Origin of the sequence: Maritimibacter alexandrii, assembly GCF_005871115.1 — a bacterium.
Taxonomy (GTDB): Bacteria; Pseudomonadota; Alphaproteobacteria; order Rhodobacterales; family Rhodobacteraceae; genus Maritimibacter; species Maritimibacter alkaliphilus.
This window is the reverse complement of the sequence record NZ_SWKQ01000009.1, coordinates 247346-266604: the sequence shown is the minus strand read 5'-3', so window position 1 is coordinate 266604 and position 19259 is coordinate 247346. Positions and strand designations below refer to the sequence as shown.

The 19259-nt window shown below is 66.3% G+C and carries 17 protein-coding genes; 2 read left to right on the top strand and 15 right to left on the bottom strand.

The features are described 5' to 3' along the window. Window positions 1–27 precede the first annotated feature (27 nt). From FCT00_RS02050 to xdhA, 10 genes are all read right to left on the bottom strand, one after another. Complete coding sequence (locus tag FCT00_RS02050; RefSeq protein WP_138421648.1) at window positions 28–1092, bottom strand: NAD(P)/FAD-dependent oxidoreductase; 1065 nt, start codon at window positions 1090–1092, stop codon at window positions 28–30. Window positions 1093–1182: 90 nt separating this feature from the next. Further along, on the bottom strand, window positions 1183–1716 hold the full coding sequence (locus tag FCT00_RS02045) for an EF-hand domain-containing protein (protein ID WP_138421647.1): 534 nt from the start codon (window positions 1714–1716) through the stop codon (window positions 1183–1185). A 150-nt stretch (window positions 1717–1866) separates the two neighbouring features. After that, window positions 1867–2952 (bottom strand): BMP family ABC transporter substrate-binding protein, encoded by a 1086-nt coding sequence (locus tag FCT00_RS02040; protein WP_008334445.1) that lies wholly within the window; start codon window positions 2950–2952, stop codon window positions 1867–1869. A 1-nt stretch (window position 2953) separates the two neighbouring features. Further along, a complete protein-coding gene (locus FCT00_RS02035) occupies window positions 2954–3706 on the bottom strand; it encodes an ion transporter (RefSeq protein WP_138421646.1) in 753 nt (250 codons plus the stop codon). A 40-nt stretch (window positions 3707–3746) separates the two neighbouring features. After that, window positions 3747–4670 carry an ABC transporter permease gene (locus tag FCT00_RS02030; RefSeq protein ID WP_171042855.1) on the bottom strand — a complete coding sequence of 308 codons (924 nt, stop codon included), beginning with the start codon at window positions 4668–4670 and terminating at the stop codon, window positions 3747–3749. Window positions 4671–4789: 119 nt separating this feature from the next. Then, window positions 4790–5881: an ABC transporter permease gene (locus tag FCT00_RS02025; RefSeq protein ID WP_040885823.1), complete on the bottom strand. Its 1092-nt coding sequence runs from the start codon at window positions 5879–5881 to the stop codon at window positions 4790–4792. Window positions 5882–5883: 2 nt separating this feature from the next. Then, window positions 5884–7416, bottom strand: a complete 1533-nt coding sequence (locus FCT00_RS02020; protein WP_138421645.1) for an ABC transporter ATP-binding protein — start codon at window positions 7414–7416, stop codon at window positions 5884–5886. Then, entirely contained in the window at window positions 7391–8362 is a 972-nt protein-coding gene (gene xdhC, locus FCT00_RS02015) for a xanthine dehydrogenase accessory protein XdhC (protein WP_138421644.1), read from the bottom strand. The genes FCT00_RS02020 and xdhC overlap by 26 nt, the downstream gene beginning before the upstream one ends. 88 nt (window positions 8363–8450) lie before the next feature. Then, window positions 8451–10724 carry a xanthine dehydrogenase molybdopterin binding subunit gene (gene xdhB, locus FCT00_RS02010; protein WP_138421643.1) on the bottom strand — a complete coding sequence of 758 codons (2274 nt, stop codon included), beginning with the start codon at window positions 10722–10724 and terminating at the stop codon, window positions 8451–8453. Beyond that, a complete protein-coding gene (gene xdhA / locus FCT00_RS02005) occupies window positions 10721–12097 on the bottom strand; it encodes a xanthine dehydrogenase small subunit (protein ID WP_138421642.1) in 1377 nt (458 codons plus the stop codon). Before xdhA ends, xdhB begins: the two co-directional genes overlap by 4 nt. Window positions 12098–12392: 295 nt before the next feature. Here xdhA and FCT00_RS02000 point away from each other — a divergent pair, with 295 nt between their 5' ends. Then, window positions 12393–13217, top strand: coding sequence for a DUF6544 family protein (locus tag FCT00_RS02000; protein WP_138421641.1), 825 nt, complete (start codon window positions 12393–12395; stop codon window positions 13215–13217). On the opposite strand, the gene FCT00_RS01995 is transcribed toward FCT00_RS02000, so the two are convergent. From FCT00_RS01995 to FCT00_RS01975, 5 genes are read right to left on the bottom strand one after another with little or no spacing between them, the layout of a single operon-like run. Then, window positions 13187–13663, bottom strand: a complete 477-nt coding sequence (locus tag FCT00_RS01995; protein WP_138421640.1) for an SRPBCC family protein — start codon at window positions 13661–13663, stop codon at window positions 13187–13189. The two genes, FCT00_RS02000 and FCT00_RS01995, sit on opposite strands and share 31 nt — an antisense overlap. Before the next feature lie 11 nt (window positions 13664–13674). After that, the gene (locus FCT00_RS01990) at window positions 13675–14127 is read right to left on the bottom strand and encodes an SRPBCC domain-containing protein (RefSeq protein ID WP_138421639.1); all 453 of its coding nucleotides are present in this window, start codon (window positions 14125–14127) and stop codon (window positions 13675–13677) included. Beyond that, window positions 14124–14579, bottom strand: a complete 456-nt coding sequence (locus FCT00_RS01985) for an SRPBCC domain-containing protein (RefSeq protein ID WP_138421638.1) — start codon at window positions 14577–14579, stop codon at window positions 14124–14126. The genes FCT00_RS01990 and FCT00_RS01985 overlap by 4 nt, the downstream gene beginning before the upstream one ends. Then, window positions 14576–14926 (bottom strand): ArsR/SmtB family transcription factor, encoded by a 351-nt coding sequence (locus FCT00_RS01980; RefSeq protein WP_235888922.1) that lies wholly within the window; start codon window positions 14924–14926, stop codon window positions 14576–14578. Before FCT00_RS01980 ends, FCT00_RS01985 begins: the two co-directional genes overlap by 4 nt. 55 nt (window positions 14927–14981) lie before the next feature. Further along, window positions 14982–15443, bottom strand: a complete 462-nt coding sequence (locus FCT00_RS01975; RefSeq protein WP_171042854.1) for an SRPBCC domain-containing protein — start codon at window positions 15441–15443, stop codon at window positions 14982–14984. 120 nt (window positions 15444–15563) lie between these two features. On the opposite strand from FCT00_RS01975, the gene dnaE reads away from it, so the two are divergent. Further along, the gene (gene dnaE / locus FCT00_RS01970; protein WP_138421636.1) at window positions 15564–19079 is read left to right on the top strand and encodes a DNA polymerase III subunit alpha; all 3516 of its coding nucleotides are present in this window, start codon (window positions 15564–15566) and stop codon (window positions 19077–19079) included. Window positions 19080–19259 lie beyond the last annotated feature (180 nt).

Sequence of the window (19259 nt, the reverse complement as noted above, 5' to 3'; positions counted from 1 at the left end):
CCGCCAACCCGTCGCGTGCAAGCGCGTTCAGCGGAAGCGGGCGGGGTCGCAAGCGCGGACGATGTCGGGCGGCACCTCGGGCGTGGTGCCTGCGACGAGCGCGGCGAGCAGGCGACCGGCGGCCGGGGCGGTTTGAAAGCCGTAGCCGCCTTGCCCCGCCATCCAGTAGAAATCGGGCGCCGCCGGATCGGCCCCGATCACAAGCTGACGGTCGGGCGAGAAGGTGCGCAGCCCGGCCCAGTTGGCGAGCATTCGCGTGACCTCGCCCGTGATATGCTCTTCGAAGTGCATCAGCCCTTCGGCCAGCACCATGTCGTCGGCCCATGCGTCCATCGGGTCGCTCGGATCCTCTTCGGACGGCGAGACGATCAGGGCGCCTGCGTCGGGCTTGGCATACCAATCCTCGTTGGCGCCGATCAGCATCGGCCAGCCGCGGGCATCGGCGCCGCCGGGCACGTCGATGCGGGCCATGGAGCGGCGCAGCGGCCTGATCCCGATGGGGGCGAGGCCCGCCAGTTCCGCGACCCGGTCGGCCCAAGGTCCGGCGGCATTGACCAGTGTGCGGGCGCGGTAGGTGACCTCGCCCGCCTCGACCTCCCACCCGTCGCCCCTGCTGATCGCCGTCACCGGGGCGCGGGTCACGACCTGACCGTTCGCGCGCACCCGTTTGGCATAGAGTTGCAGGAGCGCATCCGTGTCGATGTCCCAAGCCTCTTCCCGGTGGGCGGCGCAAGTGATGACCGCCGGGTCGAGGATCGGCACGAAGGACAGGGCGTCGGCGACGGGGATCGGCGAGAGCGACAGGTCCGCGGCGACATGGGCGAGCTTTTCCTCTTCCCCCGCGCGCCCGACGGCCATGACGCCGCGCGGGCTGGTCAGGCCGGTGTCGTGCAGGTCGCGGGCCGAGGCGAGGCTCAGGGCCTTGACCGAGGGTGCGCCGTAGGTCGGGATGAAGATCGCCGCCGAGCGCGACGAAGCGTGGTAGCCAAGCACATCCTCGGCTTCGAGCAGGGTGACGGTGCCGTGCGCGGCGAGGTGCGCGCCTGCGGTGAGGCCGGCGACACCGCCGCCGATGATGAGAAAGTCGTCCATGGCGCGACGCTGACATGGCGGGTTGCCAATGAAAAGGCCCCGCAGGTTTCCCTGCGGGGCCGGGCCGGTGCTCTGACAGGGACGCGAGGGTCAGAAGCGCGGGCCGAAGTCGTCGGCGGTGATCGCGCCGTCGCCGGAGCGGTCGCGGCGCTGGAACCAGTCGGCGGTGGCGTCGGTGAATTCGGCGAGCGACAAGAGGCCGTCGCCGTCCGCGTCCATGGCGGCGTGATCCTGCGGTTGCTGGCCGTGACCCATCCGGCCCTGACCGCCATGCTGGCCCATCATCTTGCCCTGACGCTGACCCATGCCGTCATGCTGGCCCATGCGCGGACCCATCCCCTGACGGCTTTCGGCGTGCTGCCCGGCCTGCATCGTCCGGCGCATCCCGTCGCTGGCGGTGTCCATCGCAGCCAGTTCGCCCGTGTCGAGCGTGCCGCTTTCATCCGCGTCGAAGGTCGCGAAGGTCTCGGCACGGTGCTGGACCGCCTCGGCCAGCGTGACGCGACCGTCGCCGTTCGCATCCCATTGGTCGAGGAAGCCCTGACCGCGGGCATCCGCAAGGGCGGGGAGGGCGAGCGCGGTTGCGATCGCGGTGGTGAGAAGTGTGGTGCGAAGCGTTGTCATGTCTGTCTCCTATGCGTTCGATCTGAGACATATACGGCTAGGCGAATGTGTTCCGTCGGACCTGCGACCGCCTGCCGCAGAAGGGACCCCGCATCGCAAAAGAAAAGGCCCCGCCGAAGCAGGGCCTTTCCGGTCGGACTGTCGTCCGGATCAGTTCGGGATTTCGCCTTCGATGCCTTCGACGTAGAAGTTCATGCCCGCGAGCGTGCCGTCATCGGCGGTTTCGCCCTCGCCCAGCCATGCCGAACCGTCCTGCTTGTTGAGCGGGCCGGTGAACGGGTGGTATTCGCCAGCGCCGATGGCGTCGCGCAAGGCTTCGGCTTCGGCTTTCACCTCGGCCGGAACCGCATCGGTGATTTCACCGATGCCGACCATGCCCGGTCCGATCCCGTCCCAGGTGTTCGTCGATTCCCACGTGCCGTCCATGACCGCCTTCACGCGCTCGATGTAATAGGGCGCCCAGTTGTCGATGATCGAAGAGACGCGCGGCATCGGGGCGTATTCGGACATGTCCGAGGCCTGACCGAAGGTGTAGACGTTGCCCGCCTCCTGCGCGGCGGCCTGCGGGGCCGTCGAGTCGGTGTGCTGAAGGATCACGTCGGCGCCCTGTTCGATCAGCGCCTTGGCGGCGTCGGCCTCTTTCGCCGGGTCGAACCAGGTGTAGGCCCAGACGATCTTGAACTGGACATCCGGGTTCACCTTCTTGGCGTGGATGTAGGCCGAGTTGATGCCACGGATGACTTCCGGGATCGGGAAGGAACCGATGTAGCCGATGATATTCGACTCGGTCAGGTTGCCCGCGATGTGTCCCTGAACCGCGCGGCCTTCGTAGAAGCGGGCCGAGTAGACCGACACGTTGTCGGCGGTCTTGTAGCCGGTGGCATGTTCGAACTTCACATCCGGGAACTTCTCGGCCACCGCGATGGTCGGGTCCATGTAGCCGAAGGAGGTGGTGAAGATGATGTCGGCGCCCGAGAGCGCCATCTGGGTGATCGCGCGTTCAGCGTCGGCCCCTTCCGGCACATTTTCCTGATACACGGTTTCGACCATGTCGCCGAACTCTTCCTCGACCGCGAGGCGGCCCTGATCGTGTTCGTAGGTCCAGCCGCCGTCGCCGACGGGGCCGACGTAGATGAAGCCGGCCTTGACCGGTTCGCCATGGCTTTCGGCTTGTGCCATGCCCGCCAGTCCGACCGCGAGCGCGGCTCCGGCGAGTAGTTTGGTGACAGTTTTCATGTCAGTCTCCCTTGTTGGATTCCTGTTGGTTCGGGTCCGGATCGCGCGGGTCGAGCTTGGTTTCCGCCTCGAGCAGCGCGGTCGTTACGATGGCCGCCGGGACCGCGAAGATCCCGAGGCCGATGAAGAGCATTATGGTGGTCATGATCCGGCCACCCCCCGTGATGGGGAACATATCGCCGTAGCCCACGGTGGTGAAGCTGACCACGGACCACCAGAGGGCGGCCGGGATCGACGAAAAAACCTCGGGCTGGACCGGGTTTTCGAACACGTAGATGCCGACCGCCGAGATGTAGAGCAGAAGGGTCGAGACGACGCCCCAGACGACGAGTTCGGATTTCACCTGACTGAAGGCGCGAAGCAGACGGTTCAGCGCAGGGGCCGTGTTGAACAGCTTGATGAGCCGCAGAAGCCGGATGAGCCGCAACACGCGGATCGCCTGAAACGCGGGGATGAACATCAGAAGGGCCGGAAGCCATGCCAGAAGGTCGATGACACCCCAGAAGCTGAACACGTAGCGCGAAGGTCTGGTGGCGGCGTAAAGGCGCAGGAAATACTCGGCCGCGAAGATGAGGACGATGAACACCTCGAACGAGATGAGCAGCCTGCGCGTGCCCGGTGCGAGCCCCGGCAGGGTTTCGACCGCTATGGCGATGGCCGACAGAACCACGAGCAGGTCCATCGCAAGCGCGACCCGCCGCCCGATCCGCGCATGCGTCCCGTCCAGAATTTCCAAGATCTCGGTGCGTGACACTCATCCCTCAGACCGTTGGGCCTCGCCTTCGCCGGGGCCGTCAATGCGACGCATGGAACACCCGACCGAGTGAGCCCGGAGCCCCGTGATTGCCCCGGACGGAGATTATGACCAGCACGAGAATGGTCACAAGGTAGGGGCTCATCGACAGGTACTCGACGGGAATGGTCGAACCGGCTGCCTGCAAATTGAGCTGTAGCACGGTGATGCCGCCGAACAAATAGGCGCCGAGCAGAATGCGCCAAGGCCGCCACGAGGCGAAGACGACGATGGCGAGCGCGATCCAGCCTGCGCCCGAGGTCATGCCCTCGACCCACTGAGGGACGCGCACGAGGCTGACGTAAGCGCCGCCGAGGCCCGCCATGGCACCGCCGAAGGCGATGGCCATGAAACGCACGCGGATGACCTTGTAGCCGAGGGCGTGCGCGGCGGAGTGGTTCTCGCCCACCGCGCGCAGGACGAGGCCCGCGCGGGTGTAGGTGAGCAGATACCAGACGGCGGCGACGAGGAAGAGCGAGACGTAGACCATCGGGTCGTGGCGAAAGAGGATCGGGCCCAGAACCGGAATGTCGGACAGGATCGGAATGTCGAGCTTGGAGAAGCCCGGCGCCTTGATCCCGACATAGGGTTTGCCGATGAGCGATGACAGACCTAGGCCGAAGAGGGTCAGGCCGAGGCCGGTCGCGACCTGATTGGACAGAAGAACCTGCGTGATGACCGCGAAGATCATCGACAGCGCCGCGCCCGCGACCGCGGCGGTCGCGAAGCCCGCCCAGCTGGAGCCGGTGTTGACGCCGATGGCGAAGCCCACGACCGCGCCGGTAATCATCATGCCCTCGACGCCCAGGTTCAGGACGCCCGCCTTTTCGACGACCATTTCGCCAAGAGCGGCGAGCAGGATCGGGGTCGAGGCCACCATGAGAGAGGCGATGAGAAGGATCGGGTTGATCGAGCCGAAATCCATATGCGCCTCCTAGCAAGCGGTGCGGGCTTGCGCCCGCGCTGTGGGAGCCGCGCCTTTGGGCGCGGCGGATTCCGGGGCGCTGCCCCGGACCCCGGGATATTTCGAGACCGGAAACACCCTCATTTCGCGACCTCCGGCGTGCCGATGCGGATGCGGTAGTTGGCGAAGACGTCCATCGCGAGCAGGAAGAATAGGAGCATCCCTTGGAAGAGCTGGATCGCGGCGGCGGGCATGCCGAGCATGAGCTGGGCCAGTTCGCCGCCGATATAGGTGAGCGCCATGAGAAGCCCCGCGAGCAGGATGCCGATGGGGTTCAGGCGGCCAAGGAAGGCGACGATGATCGCGGTAAAGCCGTAGCCCGAGTTGAAGTCGATCGAGATCTGACCGGCGGGGCCGGTGACCTCGAACAGGCCCGCGAGACCCGCGAGCGCGCCTGCGGTGCCGAGGCAGAAGATGATGAGCCGGGTGGGCGAGACGCCCGCGAACCGTGCCGCGCGGGGGGCTTCGCCGGCGAGCCGGATCGCGAAGCCCATTTTGTGGCGCGACATGAGGACATAGGCGAGGATCACCGCGATGAAGGCGGCGACGACGCCCCAGTGCATCCCCGTGTTCTCGATGATTTCGGTGTTGGAGGCGGCCGGGAAGTCTCGTCTGAAGTTGCGCGAGCCGGGAAAGCCCATGCCGTCGGGGTTTCTGAGGAGGCCGGAGGAGACGGAGGCGAGGATGTTTTCTGCGACATAGACCAGCATCAGCGAGACGAGGATCTCGTTCGTGCCGAAGCGGGTTTTCAGGATGGCCGGGATCATCGCCCAGGCCCAGCCGCCGAGGGCGCCGGCGAGCACCATCAGGGGGAACAGCAGGGGGCTTTCGGACGGGTAGAGCGCGAGGCCCGCGCCCGCGCCGACCACCGCGCCCATGATGTATTGCCCTTCCGCGCCGATGTTCCAGATGCCCGCCCGAAACCCCAGCGCGAGGCCGGTGGCGATCAGGATCAGGGGGCCTGCCTTCACCAGAAGCTGGGGCCGGGAATAGGGGCCGAACTGCGGATCGAACAGCGGATCCCAGAAGATCGTACGGATCGCCTCCAGCGGGTTCGCGCCCAGAATGGCGAACATGATGCCGCCCGCGATCATCGTCGCCACCACCGCCATGAGCGGGGTCAAGGCGGAGAAGAGCCGTGAGGGGGCGGGGCGTTTTTCGAGGCGGATCAGGCTCATGCGTGGGCCTCCTCGGGGTGGGCTTCTTCCATGTCATGCGCGCCGCCCATCATCAGGCCGATGGCGTCGATGGTGATGCCTTTCGCGGGTCGCGGGGGGGCGAGGCGGCCTTCGGTGATCGCGGTGATGCGGTCGGAGACTTCCATCAGCTCGTCGAGATCTTGAGAGATGCAGATGACGCCCGCACCTTGCGCGGCGAGGTCGAGGATCGCCTGCCGGATCGCGGCGGCGGCGGCGGCATCGACGCCCCATGTGGGCTGGTTCACGACGAGCACGGTGGGCCGTTGCAGGATCTCGCGCCCGATCACGAATTTCTGGAGATTTCCGCCGGAGAGGGCACCTGCGGCGGTTTCCGTCCCCGGCGTGCGCACGTCGAAGGCCTTGATGACGCTGGCGGCGAAGTCACGGGCCTTGCCCCATGCCACGAAACCGTTCTGAGTGAGTTTTTCGCGGATGTCGCCGGTGAGCAGCGCGTTTTCCGTCAGGCTCATTTCGGGCGCGGCGGCGTGTCCCAGCCGTTCCTCTGGTGCGGCGAGCAGGCCCACGGCGCGGCGGGCGTTGGGGCCCATGCGGCCGACCGGGGCGCCTTCGAGCGTGATGGTCTTCGGCGCGGTGGTCCGCTCGCCCGAGAGGGCGGCGAGCAACTCGTCCTGCCCGTTGCCCGCGACTCCCGCGATGCCGAGGACTTCGCCCGCCTTCAACTCGAACGAGATGTCGCGCAGGCGGGTGCCGAATTCGTCGGCGGGGGCGAGGGTGAGGTTCTCGACCTTGAGCAGCACCTCGCCCGGTTCGGCATAGTCACGCGAGGGTGTGTGGAGAGTCTGGCCCACCATCATCTCGGCCAGTTCGCGGGCGGATTTCTCGCGCGGATTGCACTCGCCCACCACCTTGCCGAGCCGCAGCACCGTGGCGTGGTCGCAGAGCGCGCGGATTTCTTCGAGCTTGTGGGAGATGTAGAGGATCGCGGTGCCTTCCGCCGAGAGCTTGTTCAAGGTCTTGAACAGGATCTCGACCTCCTGCGGGGTCAGGACCGAGGTCGGCTCATCCATGATGAGGAGCTTAGGGTTTTGCAGAAGGCAGCGAATGATTTCAACGCGTTGACGTTCGCCTGCCGACAGGTTTCCGACCCGGCGCGTGGGGTCGAGCGGCAGGCCGTAGGCCTCGGACACGTCGGTGATCTTCTTGGCGAGTTCACGCATGGGCGGCGGATTGTCCATGCCGAGTGCGATGTTTTCGGCCACGTCGAGCGCGTCGAAGAGGGAAAAGTGCTGGAACACCATCGCGACCCCGGCGGCGCGGGCGGCATGGGGGTTCGCGGGTTCGAACGGGGTGCCGTTCACCTTCATCTGGCCGCTGTCGGGTTTGACGAGGCCGTAGATCATCTTGACCAGCGTGGACTTGCCCGCGCCGTTTTCGCCCAGAAGCGCATGGACCTGTCCGGGGGCGATGGAAAACGACACGTCGTTGTTGGCGACTACGCCCGGATAGGCCTTGGTCAGCCCGTCAATCGCCAGATAGGCGTCTGTCATTCCCTGTCCCCTTGTCCCCCAGCGCGCCATCCCCTGCGCGCGCGACGTCCCTCACGATATCGGCGGCCACGCCGAGCGCAATCGCGGCGGGGTGTTTGCCGAGCACCTTGTCCCCGATGGGGCAGCGAATGCGGTCAATTTCGGCAAACGGGTGGCCCGATTGCTGCAAGCGTTTGCGAAAGCGCGCCCATTTGGTGTCCGAGCCGATGAGGCCCGCGCTGGCGAAACCGCGGGTGAGCAGACCGTCGCAGATCGCCTGATCGAGCGCGTGGCTGTAGGTCATCACGATGTGATGCGCGTTCGTCGGCGCAAAGCGGGTCGCCTCGGCGATGTTCGGGGCGGGGAGGGCGGTGACGCCCTCGGGTATCGTGCCGGGGAAACGGTCGGGGCCGGTATCCACCCAGGTGATCGCGAGACCGGGCAGCGCGGTCAGGGTGGCGACAAGCGCACGACCCACGTGGCCCGCGCCCCAGATCCAGACAGGGGCGGGCGTGGTGGTGATCGGTTCGATCATCCAGCCGTCGACGAGGGCCGGGGCAGGGGCGTCGCCCTGATTGCGGGCACGGAATTGAATTTGCTGGACTTTCAGCGTGGCGGGGGCGCCCGTGATCGGGCGGCAGAAGGTGTCGCCTTCGGGCAGCGATGTCTCGGTGAACCGTTCCCAGAGCAGGCGCACGCGGCCGCCGCAGCATTGGCCCATATCGGGGCCGAGGGCGACGGTGCGGGTGGCGATGTCGCGGCCTTGGGTGAGCATGGCGCGGGCGGTGGCCACCGCTTCGTATTCCAGCGTGCCACCGCCGATGGTGCCGTCCTGCCCGTCCGGCCAGACGGTGACGGAAGCGCCGACCTCGCGCGGGGCGGAGCCTGCCACCTGCGCCACGACGACGCGCACCACGGGGCCGTGGTCGGCGATCAGGGTGGCGAGGTGGGCGCGGTCGAAGCTCATGCCGCGCCCCTTGTGCGGGTGGGGAACCGGGAGGGCCAGCCCTCCCGGACCCTCCCGAAGTATTTTTGAAACGAAGAAGGGGCGGCGGTCATGTGCGCACCTTCTTGGCCGCCATGTAGACCCGCTCCGGTGTCGCGGGGGCGCTCAGGTTCGGATAGGCCTCGCCACAGGCGCCGACGGCGTCGGAGAGCGCCATGAGGGCCGAGATGCCGAGCATCAGGGGCGGTTCGCCCACCGCCTTGGAGCGGTAGATGGTCGGCACGTGGTTCTCGCCGTTCCAGAGGGCGACGTTGAACACGTCGGGGCGGTCGGAGCAGGCCGGGATCTTGTAGGTGGAGGGGGCGTGGGTGCGCAACACGCCCTTGTCGTCCCACACGAGTTCCTCGGTCGTGAGCCAGCCTGCGCCCTGCACGAAGCCGCCTTCGATCTGGCCCACGTCCACGGCGGGGTTCAGCGACTGGCCGACGTCGTGGAGGATGTCGACGCGCAGGATCTTGTTTTCGCCGGTGAGCGTGTCGATCACCACCTCGGTGATCGCCGCGCCGTGGGCGAAATAGTAGAACGGATGGCCCTTGCCGATGGTGCGGTCCCACGAAATGTCCGGCGTGGCGTAGAACCCGGTGGCCGACAGGCTGATCCGGTTCTCATGCGCCATCTTGGCGGCTTCCTCGAAGGTGAGGACGGTGTTGCCCGCCGTCACCTTGCCGTCGGCGAAGAGGACATCCTTGGGTTTCACCCCGTCGACCGCGAGGAAGCGCGCGATCCGGTCCTTGATCTGGTCCACGGCGTTCTTGACCGCCATGCCGTTCAGGTCGGACCCGGACGAGGCGGCGGTGGCCGATGTGTTGGGCACCTTGCCGGTGTCGGTCGCGGTGATCCTGACCCGGCCCATGTCGATGCCGAATTCGCCCGCCGCCACCTGCGCCACCTTCTGGAACAGGCCCTGCCCCATCTCGGTACCGCCGTGATTGATGGTGACCGACCCGTCGGCGTAGACGTTCACCAGCGCGCCCGCCTGATTGAGGTGCGTGAGGGTGAAGCTGATCCCGAATTTCACGGGGGTCAGCGCGATGCCCTTCTTCAGGATCGGGCTTTTCTCGTTCCACGTCCTGATCGCGTCGCGCCGGGTCTTGTAATTCGCGGTGTCGGCCAGTTGCCGGACCAGATCGGGCAGGATGAAGCCCTTGACCGGCTGGCCATAAGGCGTCTCCTGCGGTTTGGATTTCTTATAGAAATTGGCCTGCCGGAACTCCAGCGGGTCCATCCCCAGCCGGTGGGCCATGTGATCCATGACGCGTTCGATCCCCACCATGCCCTGCGGGCCGCCGAAGCCGCGAAAGGCGGTGGCGGAGCAGGTGTTGGTCTTCATCCGGTGCGAGGTGATGCGGATGTTCGGGATGAAATAGGCGTTGTCGGCGTGGAGCATGGCGCGGTCGGCCACGGGAAGCGACAGATCCTGCGACCAGCCGCAGCGCACGTATTGATCGAACTCGACCGCGACGAGCTTGCCCTTGGCGTCCACCCCCGCCTTGTAGCCGATGCGGAAGTCGTGGCGCTTGCCGGTGATAATCATGTCGTCATCACGGTCGTAGCGCATCTTGCACGGCTTGCCGGTCAGATGCGCGGCCACGGCGCAGGCGATGGCCAATGCGTTTCCCTGGCTTTCCTTGCCGCCGAAGCCGCCGCCCATGCGCCGGGTTTCGACCCGGACGGCATGGAAGGGGGTGCCCAATGCCTCGGCCACCTTGTGCTGGATCTCGGTCGGGTGCTGGGTCGAGGTCGCCAGCACCATGTCACCGTTGTCCTGCGGCGAGGCGAGGCTGATCTGGCCTTCGAGATAGAAATGCTCCTGCCCGCCGATCTCGATCTTGCCTTCGATGATCGTGTCGGCCTTGGCCATGGCCGGGTCCACGTCGCCGCGTTTCCACGTCAGCGGTCCGCCCTCGAAATAGCTGCGCACGGCGACGGCATCGTCGATGGTCAGGATCGCGGGCTTGGGGTCGATGACCACCTCGGCCTTCGCGGCGGCCTCGCGCGCTAAACGGTGCGAGGTGGCGACGACGAGAAAGATCGGCTGGCCGTGGTAATGCACCTCGCCGGGGGCGAGGAGCGGTTCGTCATGGGCCGCCGACGAGATATCGTTGACGCCCGGCAGATCGGCGGCGGTGATGACGCGGACGACCCCCGGCGCGGTGCGCACGGCGGTCAGGTCCATGGACGAGATCACGCCGCGCGCGACGTGGCTGAGACCGAAGGCGAGGTGCAGGCAATCGGCGGGCACGGGGATGTCGTCGATATAGCGCGCAGCGCCCGTGACGTGCATCGGTGCGGAGTCGTGGGGAAGGGGTTTGCCCATGCTCATGGCGCGACCTCCCGCACGTCGGTGGGTTGCCCCTGATCCTCGCGCCAGACCCTTTCCAGCATGTTGGCCGCCGTTTCCAGCCGGTAATTCGCCGAGGCCCGCATGTCGTTCATCGGGCGGAAATCTTCGGCGAAGGACCACTTGGCGTTGCGGACCGTCTCGATGGTCCACGGCTTGCCGACCAGCGCCTTTTCGACCGCCTTCGCGCGCATCGGCGTGCCTGCCATGCCCCCGAAAGCGATGCGGGCGGATGAGACGATTCCGTCTTTCAGACGGATATTGAAGGCGCCGAGCACCGCGGAAATGTCCTGATCGAACCTTTTCGACAGTTTGTAGACCTTGAGCCGGTCCTCGCCCTCTTCCCGCGGGATCACCACCGCCTCGACGAATTCGCCGGGTTCGAGATCCTGTTTGCCGTATTCGAGGAAGAAGTCCTCGAGCGGCATCTCGCGCGTGTCGTCGCCGTGCCTGAGTTGCAGCATCGCGCCCAGTGCGATGAGCGGCGGGGGCGTGTCGCCGATGGGCGAGCCGTTGGCGATGTTGCCGCCGACCGTCGCGGCCGAGCGCACCTGATGCGAGGCGAAGCGGTCGAGCATGGCCGAGAAGGAGGGATAGCGTTTGGCGATGGCGAGGCGGAAGGCCTCGACACTCGCCGCCGCGCCGATGCGGATCATGTAGGGCGCGGTTTCGATGCGCCGCATTTCCTCGATCTGGCTGACGAAGATGACGGTGCCCAGATCGCGCAGGCTCTTGTTGACCCACAGGCCCACGTCCGTCGCGCCCGCGATGAGCGTGGCGTGGGGGTGGGCGCGCAGAAGTTCCGCCAGCGCCGCCGTGGTCGTCGGCTGGAAATCGTTGACATAGCCGCGGAGCGCCGGGCCCGTCGGAATGTCGCGCAGCCAGCCGGGCACCGGGCGGCGCGCCGCGTTGGTGGCCGCGCGCACGATGGGCGCATATCCCGTGCAGCGGCATAGGTTGCCCGCCAGTTGCAGGTCGTGATCCGTTTCGCCGTTGATCTGGCCCACCGCCATCGAGACCACGAAACCGGGGGTGCAGAAGCCGCATTGGCTGCCGTGGTGTTCCACCATCGCCTGTTGCACCGGGTGCATTTCGCCATCCGGTGCTGCCAGCCCCTCGACCGTCGTCAGAGTCTTGCCGTTGATCTGCGGCAAAAACAGGATGCAGCCGTTCAGCGCCCGCGTTCCCGCCTCGTCCGTCACCATGACGGTGCAGGCCCCGCAGTCCCCCTCGTTACATCCTTCTTTCGTGCCGGTGAGTCCGCGCGCCTCGCGCAGCCAGTCGAGCACCGTCGTGGTCGGAGACACGCCGGTCAACTCCACGGTCTCTCCGTTCAGAAGAAACGCGATGTCCATGCCCTGTCTGTCCCGCCGCTTTACCGTTGTCACCCCATTCACGTCCTTCGATGCGGCGTAGAAGGACCGGGTTATCCAAAGCAGGAAAGCGCAGAAAATGGGCGCTGTCTACCCGCGTGCCGGTCACGGAAGCGGCGTAAAGCGTTGGAATTGCCCTTGAACCAAGCGGTTCATCGGCGAATTGCCCGAAATAGCGGCAGGGTGCGGGCCTGCCGGGGGCTGCTCGTCGGCTTGATCCTGCGCAAGGACGGGGGCGTCAGGGGCCGTATGATCGGGGCTTTGGCGGGAGGTCGCGATGAAGATCGTTCTGTGGATCCTTGGGCTGGCGCTGCTGGCGGCGGTTGTGGCGACGGCGGCACAGGCCCTTTTCGTGAGCCGGACCGTCGCGGCGCGCGAGGCGCGTCTGGCCGGGACGAAGGGCGGCACGCTGCGCGACGACCTGCCCGAGGTGGTGCGCGCCTTTGCCGAGCGCGGGTTGGCGGGGGCGCCGCCGGGCCGGGTCGTGCGCCTGCGCCAAAGCGTCGAGATGGTGCTGAAGCCGGGGGCCGGGTGGCAGCCGATGCGGGCGCGGCAGGTCATCGGGATCGACACCGCGGGCTTTGTCTGGGTGGCGGCGATGACGGTGGGACCAATCGCGCTGGTCAAAGCCATCGACGCGTTCGGCGAGGGGCGCGGGATGCTCGACATTCGTGTGCTCGGCGCGTGGCGGATGGGTGTGTCGCAGGGGCCGGACGCGGATCGGGCCGAGGCCGCGCGATACCTTGCCGAACTGCCGTGGTCGCCCGACGCGATCCTGCTGAACCGCGATCTGATCTGGAGCGAAACGGTGGACGGGGTCGAGGTCGCGCTGGGCACGGCAGGGGGCGAGGCGCGGGTCGCGTTCTACTTCGACGCGGCGGGCGACATCGTGCGCATGACCGCGAAGGACAGGGCCGCGACGCAGCCGGACGGAAGTGTCCGGCTTCTCGACTGGGCCGGTCACTTTTCGGACTACGGCATGGTCGGCGGGCGCCGCATCCCGCGCCGGGGGGAAGTGGGCTATATCTATCCCACCGGCTACGAGGCCTACTGGCGGGGGACGATCACCGATTACAGGGTCGAGGCGAGGTCGCCCAACTGATCGATGGCCGTGCCCCAGCCCTCGAAAAAGCCCATGCTTTCGTGGCTGTCGCGCGTCGCGCCGTCCGCGTGAAGCGCACGGGCGGTGACCTTGGTCCCGGTCTCGGTCGCTTCCAGCATGTAGACGCCCGTCAGGAACGCGCTTCCCTTGGGGTGAAAGCCCGGCGTCATCGCGTCGGTGAAGGCAAAGGTCCGGCCCTCGTCCGCGATCAGGACGCATCCGGGGCCGGCGTCCTGCGTTTCGCCGTTCGGGCCGAACATGGGCGTGTGGAAGATGCCGCCCGGTCGCGGGTCGATCACCGCGCCGCGCACCTGCCACGGCTTCGGGCAGAACCACTGGGCGAGCAGGTCCGGGTCGGTCAGGCAGCGCCACAGGGTCGCGGGCGTGGCGGAAACGGTGCGGGTCAGTTCGAGGTCGGTGTCGGGGTTGAAAGCGAAAGGGTCCATCGGGTGTCCTGTCATTTGAACGTCGCGACCAGCGCGTCGATCAGGGCTTCCATGCCGCCCTGTCGCATTTCGGCCCCGTCCGATCCTTCGAAGAAGACGCCCGCTTCGGTGTAGTCGAGCCGGGTGCCCGCTTCGGTCGGGGTAAGCTCCACCGTCGCCAGCGAGGTGGAGTGGACGCGGCCATCCCACGACATCGAATAGGCATAGACGATGCGTTCGTCCGGCTTGATGTCGAAATAGGTCGTCGCGTTTTCGTGGATGCCCGTGGCCGGACCTTCGGTCATGGTGAACCGCCCGCGCTCGCCCCCGCCGACCCGGAAATCCAGTGCGTAGTCGGAGGCCGACAGGTGCGGGTTCAGGAACCACGCGCGTTTCAGGTCTTCGTCCGCGAAGGCGCGGAAGACGCTGGCGGGGCTGGCCGCGATGGTGCGGGAAACAGAGAAATTGCCGTGTTCGATGGTCATGATGCGTTCTCGATATGGTGGATCAGATTGGCGATTGAGGTCGTCCAGCCGCCCTTGGTTCCGGCGAGCATTCCGTCGCCGACAAAGGATGTGGTGTAGACCTCGAGGTTCAGGCGTGTGCCGGCCTCGGTCGCGACGAAGACGACGCTGACCTGCGAGGCGGCGAGGGGCGTGTCGCCCTTGCGCACGACTTCCGTGAAACTGACCGAGGCGTGCTTGTCGAGTTTGTGATAGCGCGTCTCGACCATGTAGGTCGGGTCCGACTTCGGGCCGCAACGATGCAGCCCGGTGCCGCCGTCGCGTGGGTCGTGTTCCAAGACCTCGAACACCTCGTCAGGCGAGGGCGGCGACCAGATCGTGCGCGCTTTCGGGTCGAAAAAAGCGGCCCAGACGGCGGCGGGCGGGGCCGCAATCCCGCGCTCCAGCGTGAAGCGATCGTTGCCGAGGCTCATGTCTCGTCCTTCGGAAAGGGGTTGGTTTCCGCTTCGATCCGTTTCGCGACCGCTTCGAGCCGGTCGAGGCGGCCCTCCCACACCCGTTTCTGGCGTTCGATCCAAGTTTCGGCGGGGCCGAACGCCTCGGGCGTGAGGGCGACGATGCGCTGGCGGCCGACCTTGCGGCTGGTCACGACGCCCGCGTCCTCAAGCCGGTCGATGTGCTTGAGGAAGGAGGGCAGCGCCATGTCGTGCGGGGCCGCCAGTTCCTTGATCGGCGCTTCGCCATGGGTCAGCCGTTCCACCACGTCGCGGCGGGTCTGATCGGCGAGCGCCAGAAACAGGATATCCATTTGGTTAGCCATGAAGCTAACTATTCACGCGACGCGATTCGAGGCAAGGGAAAAGTTACCCCACAGGCTAACTGTTTTCGGATATGTCGGCGGACAGGCCGTCGAGCTTGGCGATGCCGTCGTCCCAGCTGGCAAGGGCGCTGGGTTCGGACCCTTCGGCCTGCATCAACGCCGCTTCGAGCCGCGTGCCCGAGGCGATTTCGTGCAGGTCGATGACCAGCGTCGCCGGATTGGCGGCCCCGGTCGGGCGATACTCGGCCCCGAGCGCCGTGGTGATGACCAGCCGGGTGGGGGCCTCAGCGTCGATCACACAGGCTGAAATGGTCTCGAGCTTCGCACCGGCGCGCGCCAGCGTGAGGTCGAAGCGCCCCCCGCGATGCGGCTCGACGATTGCACCGGCAAGATCCTCGCCGAACGGTTTGAACCACTCGACGAGCAGCCGACCGTCGGTCAGCGCGCGATAGACCCCTTGGGGTCTGGATTTCAGATACCGGGTCGTGCGGACTTCCTGATTGGGTCCGGGAATCATGTCTGCCTCATGTCTCGTTTTGCGCGATCTTGAGGGTCTGCACGCGAGACCGTCCATCACATTTGCGACCCGCGCACGATCCCGGCTTGCTCCCGCCCACCGGGGGCCTAGTCTGGGCGAATGGCTGCCACTCCCCGATTCATTCACCTTCGCGTCCACACGGAATATTCGCTTCTCGAAGGCGCGGTTCCGGTCAAGAAACTCGCCGGTCTGTGCGAGAGCATGGACATGCCCGCCGTCGCCGTGACCGACACGAACAACATGTTCTGCGCGCTGGAGTTTTCCGTGACGGCGAGCGGGGCGGGCGTGCAGCCGATCATCGGGTGCCAGGTGACGGTCGCCTTCGATACGCCGGAGCCGGGCAAGCAGCCCAGACCCGGCGCGTCCGTGGTTCTGCTGGCCCAGAACGAGGGCGGCTACGAGAACCTGATGAAGCTGAACTCCTGCCTCTACCTCGACAAGCACGGGGCGCTGCCGGAGGTCACTCTGGCGGAGTTGGAGCAATATTCGGCGGGTCTTATCTGTCTGACCGGCGGGGCCGAGGGGCCGGTGGGTCACTGGCTTCAGCAAGGCAACCGCGCCAAGGCGCAGGAGCTGATGACGTGGTTTCGCCGCGTGTTCGCGGATCGGCTCTATGTCGAATTGCAGCGCCATCCCGGCGAAGGTGGGCAGCTGACCGAACCGGAACAGAAGACCGAGCGCGGGTTCGTGGAAATGGCCTATGCAATGGGCATCCCGCTGGTCGCGACGAACGACGTTTATTTCCCCAAGACCCAGCTTTATGAGGCGCATGACGCGCTGATCTGTATCGCCGAAGGGGCCTATGTCGACCAGCAGGAGCCGCGCCGCCACCTGACGCCGCAGCACTATTTCAAGAGCCCGCAGGAAATGGCGACGCTGTTCGCCGACCTGCCGGAAGCGATCGAGAACACCGTCGAGATCGCGCGCCGCTGCGCCTTCATGGCCTATCGCCGCGACCCGATCCTGCCCAAGTTCGCCGACGACGAGGTGGACGAATTGCGCCGTCAGGCGAAGGAGGGGCTGAAGGCGCGTCTCGCGGTGATCCCGCATGCCGCCCCGGTCGAGGAATACGAGGCACGGCTGGAGTTCGAGCTGGGCATCATCGAAGGCATGGGGTTTCCCGGCTACTTCCTGATCGTTGCCGACTTCATCAAGTGGTCCAAGGACAACGGCATTCCCATCGGGCCCGGGCGGGGGTCGGGTGCAGGCTCGCTCGTGGCTTACGCGCTGACGATCACCGACCTCGATCCGCTGCGGTATTCGCTGCTGTTCGAGCGGTTCCTGAACCCGGAACGTGTGTCGATGCCCGACTTCGACATCGACTTCTGCATGGACCGGCGGGAGGAGACGATCCGCTACGTGCAGGAGAAATACGGGCGCGACAAGGTGGGGCAGATCATCACCTTCGGTGCGCTTCTGTCCAAGGCCGCCGTGCGCGACGTGGGCCGGGTGCTGCAAATGCCCTATGGGCAGGTGGACCGGCTGTCCAAGCTGATCCCGGTCGAGGGCGTGAAGCCCGTGTCGATCACGCAAGCCCTGAAGGACGAGCCGCGCCTGCGCGAAGAGGCGCGGGCGGAGGAGGTCGTGGAACGCCTGCTGCGCTACGCCGAACAGGTGGAGGGGCTTTTGCGGAATGCCTCGACCCACGCGGCGGGTGTGGTGATCGGGGACCGGCCGCTGGATGCCCTGGTGCCGCTCTATCAGGATCCGCGCTCCGACATGCCCGCGACGCAGTTCAACATGAAATGGGTCGAGCAGGCGGGGCTGGTGAAGTTCGACTTTCTGGGCCTCAAGACGCTCACGGTCATTCAGAACGCCATCGACCTGATCCACGGGCAGGGGCGCGACCTGCATATCGGGCCGGACGGGGCCGAGATCTACACCCCTGCCGAGGGCGGGGAGAACCAGATCAACCTGATCCCGTTGGACGACGAAAAGACCTATCGGCTCTACGCCAGCGCCAAGACGGTCGCCGTGTTCCAAGTGGAATCGACGGGCATGATGGACGCGCTCAGGCGCATGAAACCGACCTGTATCGAAGACATCGTGGCGCTCGTGGCGCTTTACCGTCCCGGCCCGATGGAGAACATTCCGACCTATTGCGAGGTCAAGAACGGTCAACGTGAAATCGAGTCGGTGCATCCGCTGATCGACCATATCCTCGAAGAGACGCAGGGCATCATCGTCTATCAGGAACAGGTGATGCAGATCGCGCAGGAGATGGCGGGCTACAGCCTCGGCGGCGCCGATCTTCTCCGCCGCGCGATGGGTAAGAAGATCAAGGAGGCGATGGACGCCGAGCGCCCGAAATTCGAAAAGGGCGCAGCGGAAAAGGGCGTGGACAAGAAGAAGGCGAGCGAGGTGTTCGACCTTCTCGAAAAGTTCGCCAACTACGGCTTCAACAAGTCCCACGCGGCGGCCTATGCCGTGGTCAGCTACCAGACCGCATGGCTCAAGGCGAACCACCCGGTCGAGTTCATGGCGGGCGTCATGAACTGCGATATTCACCTGACAGACAAGCTGGGCGTCTATGCCGAAGAAGTCCGCCGGGGGCTGGATATCGAGATCGTGCCGCCTTGCGTGAACAGGTCCGAGGCGATGTTCAGCGTGTCAGAGGGCCGGGTTGTCTATGGTCTTGGCGCGCTGAAGAACGTGGGTGTCGAGGCGATGAAGCTGATCGTCGAGGCACGCAAGGTGGAGGGCCGCGAAAAGCCCTTCGTGAACCTGTATGACGTGGCACGGCGGGTGGACCTGAAGCGCGTCGGAAAGCGCCCGATGGAAATGCTGGCGCGGGCCGGGGCCTTCGACGAGCTCGACGCCAACCGGCGGCGGGTATTCGAAAGCCTCGACGCGCTGGTGAGCTATTCGGCGGCGATCCACGAACAGCGCGACAGCGCGCAGGTCAGCCTGTTCGGCGAAGCGGGGGACGACCTGCCGGAGCCGCGCTTGTCGAATGCGCCGGACTGGCTGCCCAACGAACGGCTGGCCGAAGAGCACAAGGCGATCGGGTTCTACCTGTCCGGGCATCCGCTGGACGACTACATGGCCGCGCTCAAGCGCAAGGGCGTGGTGACGCTGGAAGAACTGACGAAAAAGGTCGAGCGCGCGCCCTGCGTCGCCAAGATCGCGGGCGCGGTGTCGGCCAAGCAGGAGCGCAAGTCGGCCAAGGGCAACCGCTTTGCCTTCGTCGCCATGACCGACCCGACCGGGGCCTGCGAAATCACAGTGTTCTCGGAAACGCTGGAGCAGAACCGGCAGTTTCTGGAGACGGGTATGAACGTCGTGGTGACGGTCGAGGCGACCTATGAAAGCGAGCAGCTGAAACTGCTCGCGCGGTCGGCCGCACCGGTGGATACGGTGGTGCAGGACGCGGGCGGCATGGCGCTGAGGGTCTATGTCGACAGCCCCGGCGTGGTGGCCACGGTCGCGGGCCTGCTCGAGTCGGCGCGCGAACAGGCCAAGGGCGCGCGGCCCGGTGCGGTCAGTTTCTGCCTGATGGACCCGACCCTGCCCGGCGAGGTGGAAATGGACATCGGCGCCGAGTTCCCGCTGAACCCGCAGATCAAGGGCGCGCTGAAGTCGTTGTCTGGCGTCGTCGACGTCGAGGAAGTCTGACGTTTCCGAAAGGAGCGGGCTGAAGCCCGCGCTTTGGGAGCCTGATCCGCCGAGGCGGCTCAGGCGGTCAGGGGGCGCTGCCCCCGCTCTCATTTGCAGGCAAATGAGAGCCCCCCCGAGGTTTTTTGAAACAGAGAAGAGGCGGGCGCGTCCGAGTCGGGGGCGGTCGTGTTCGGCTGT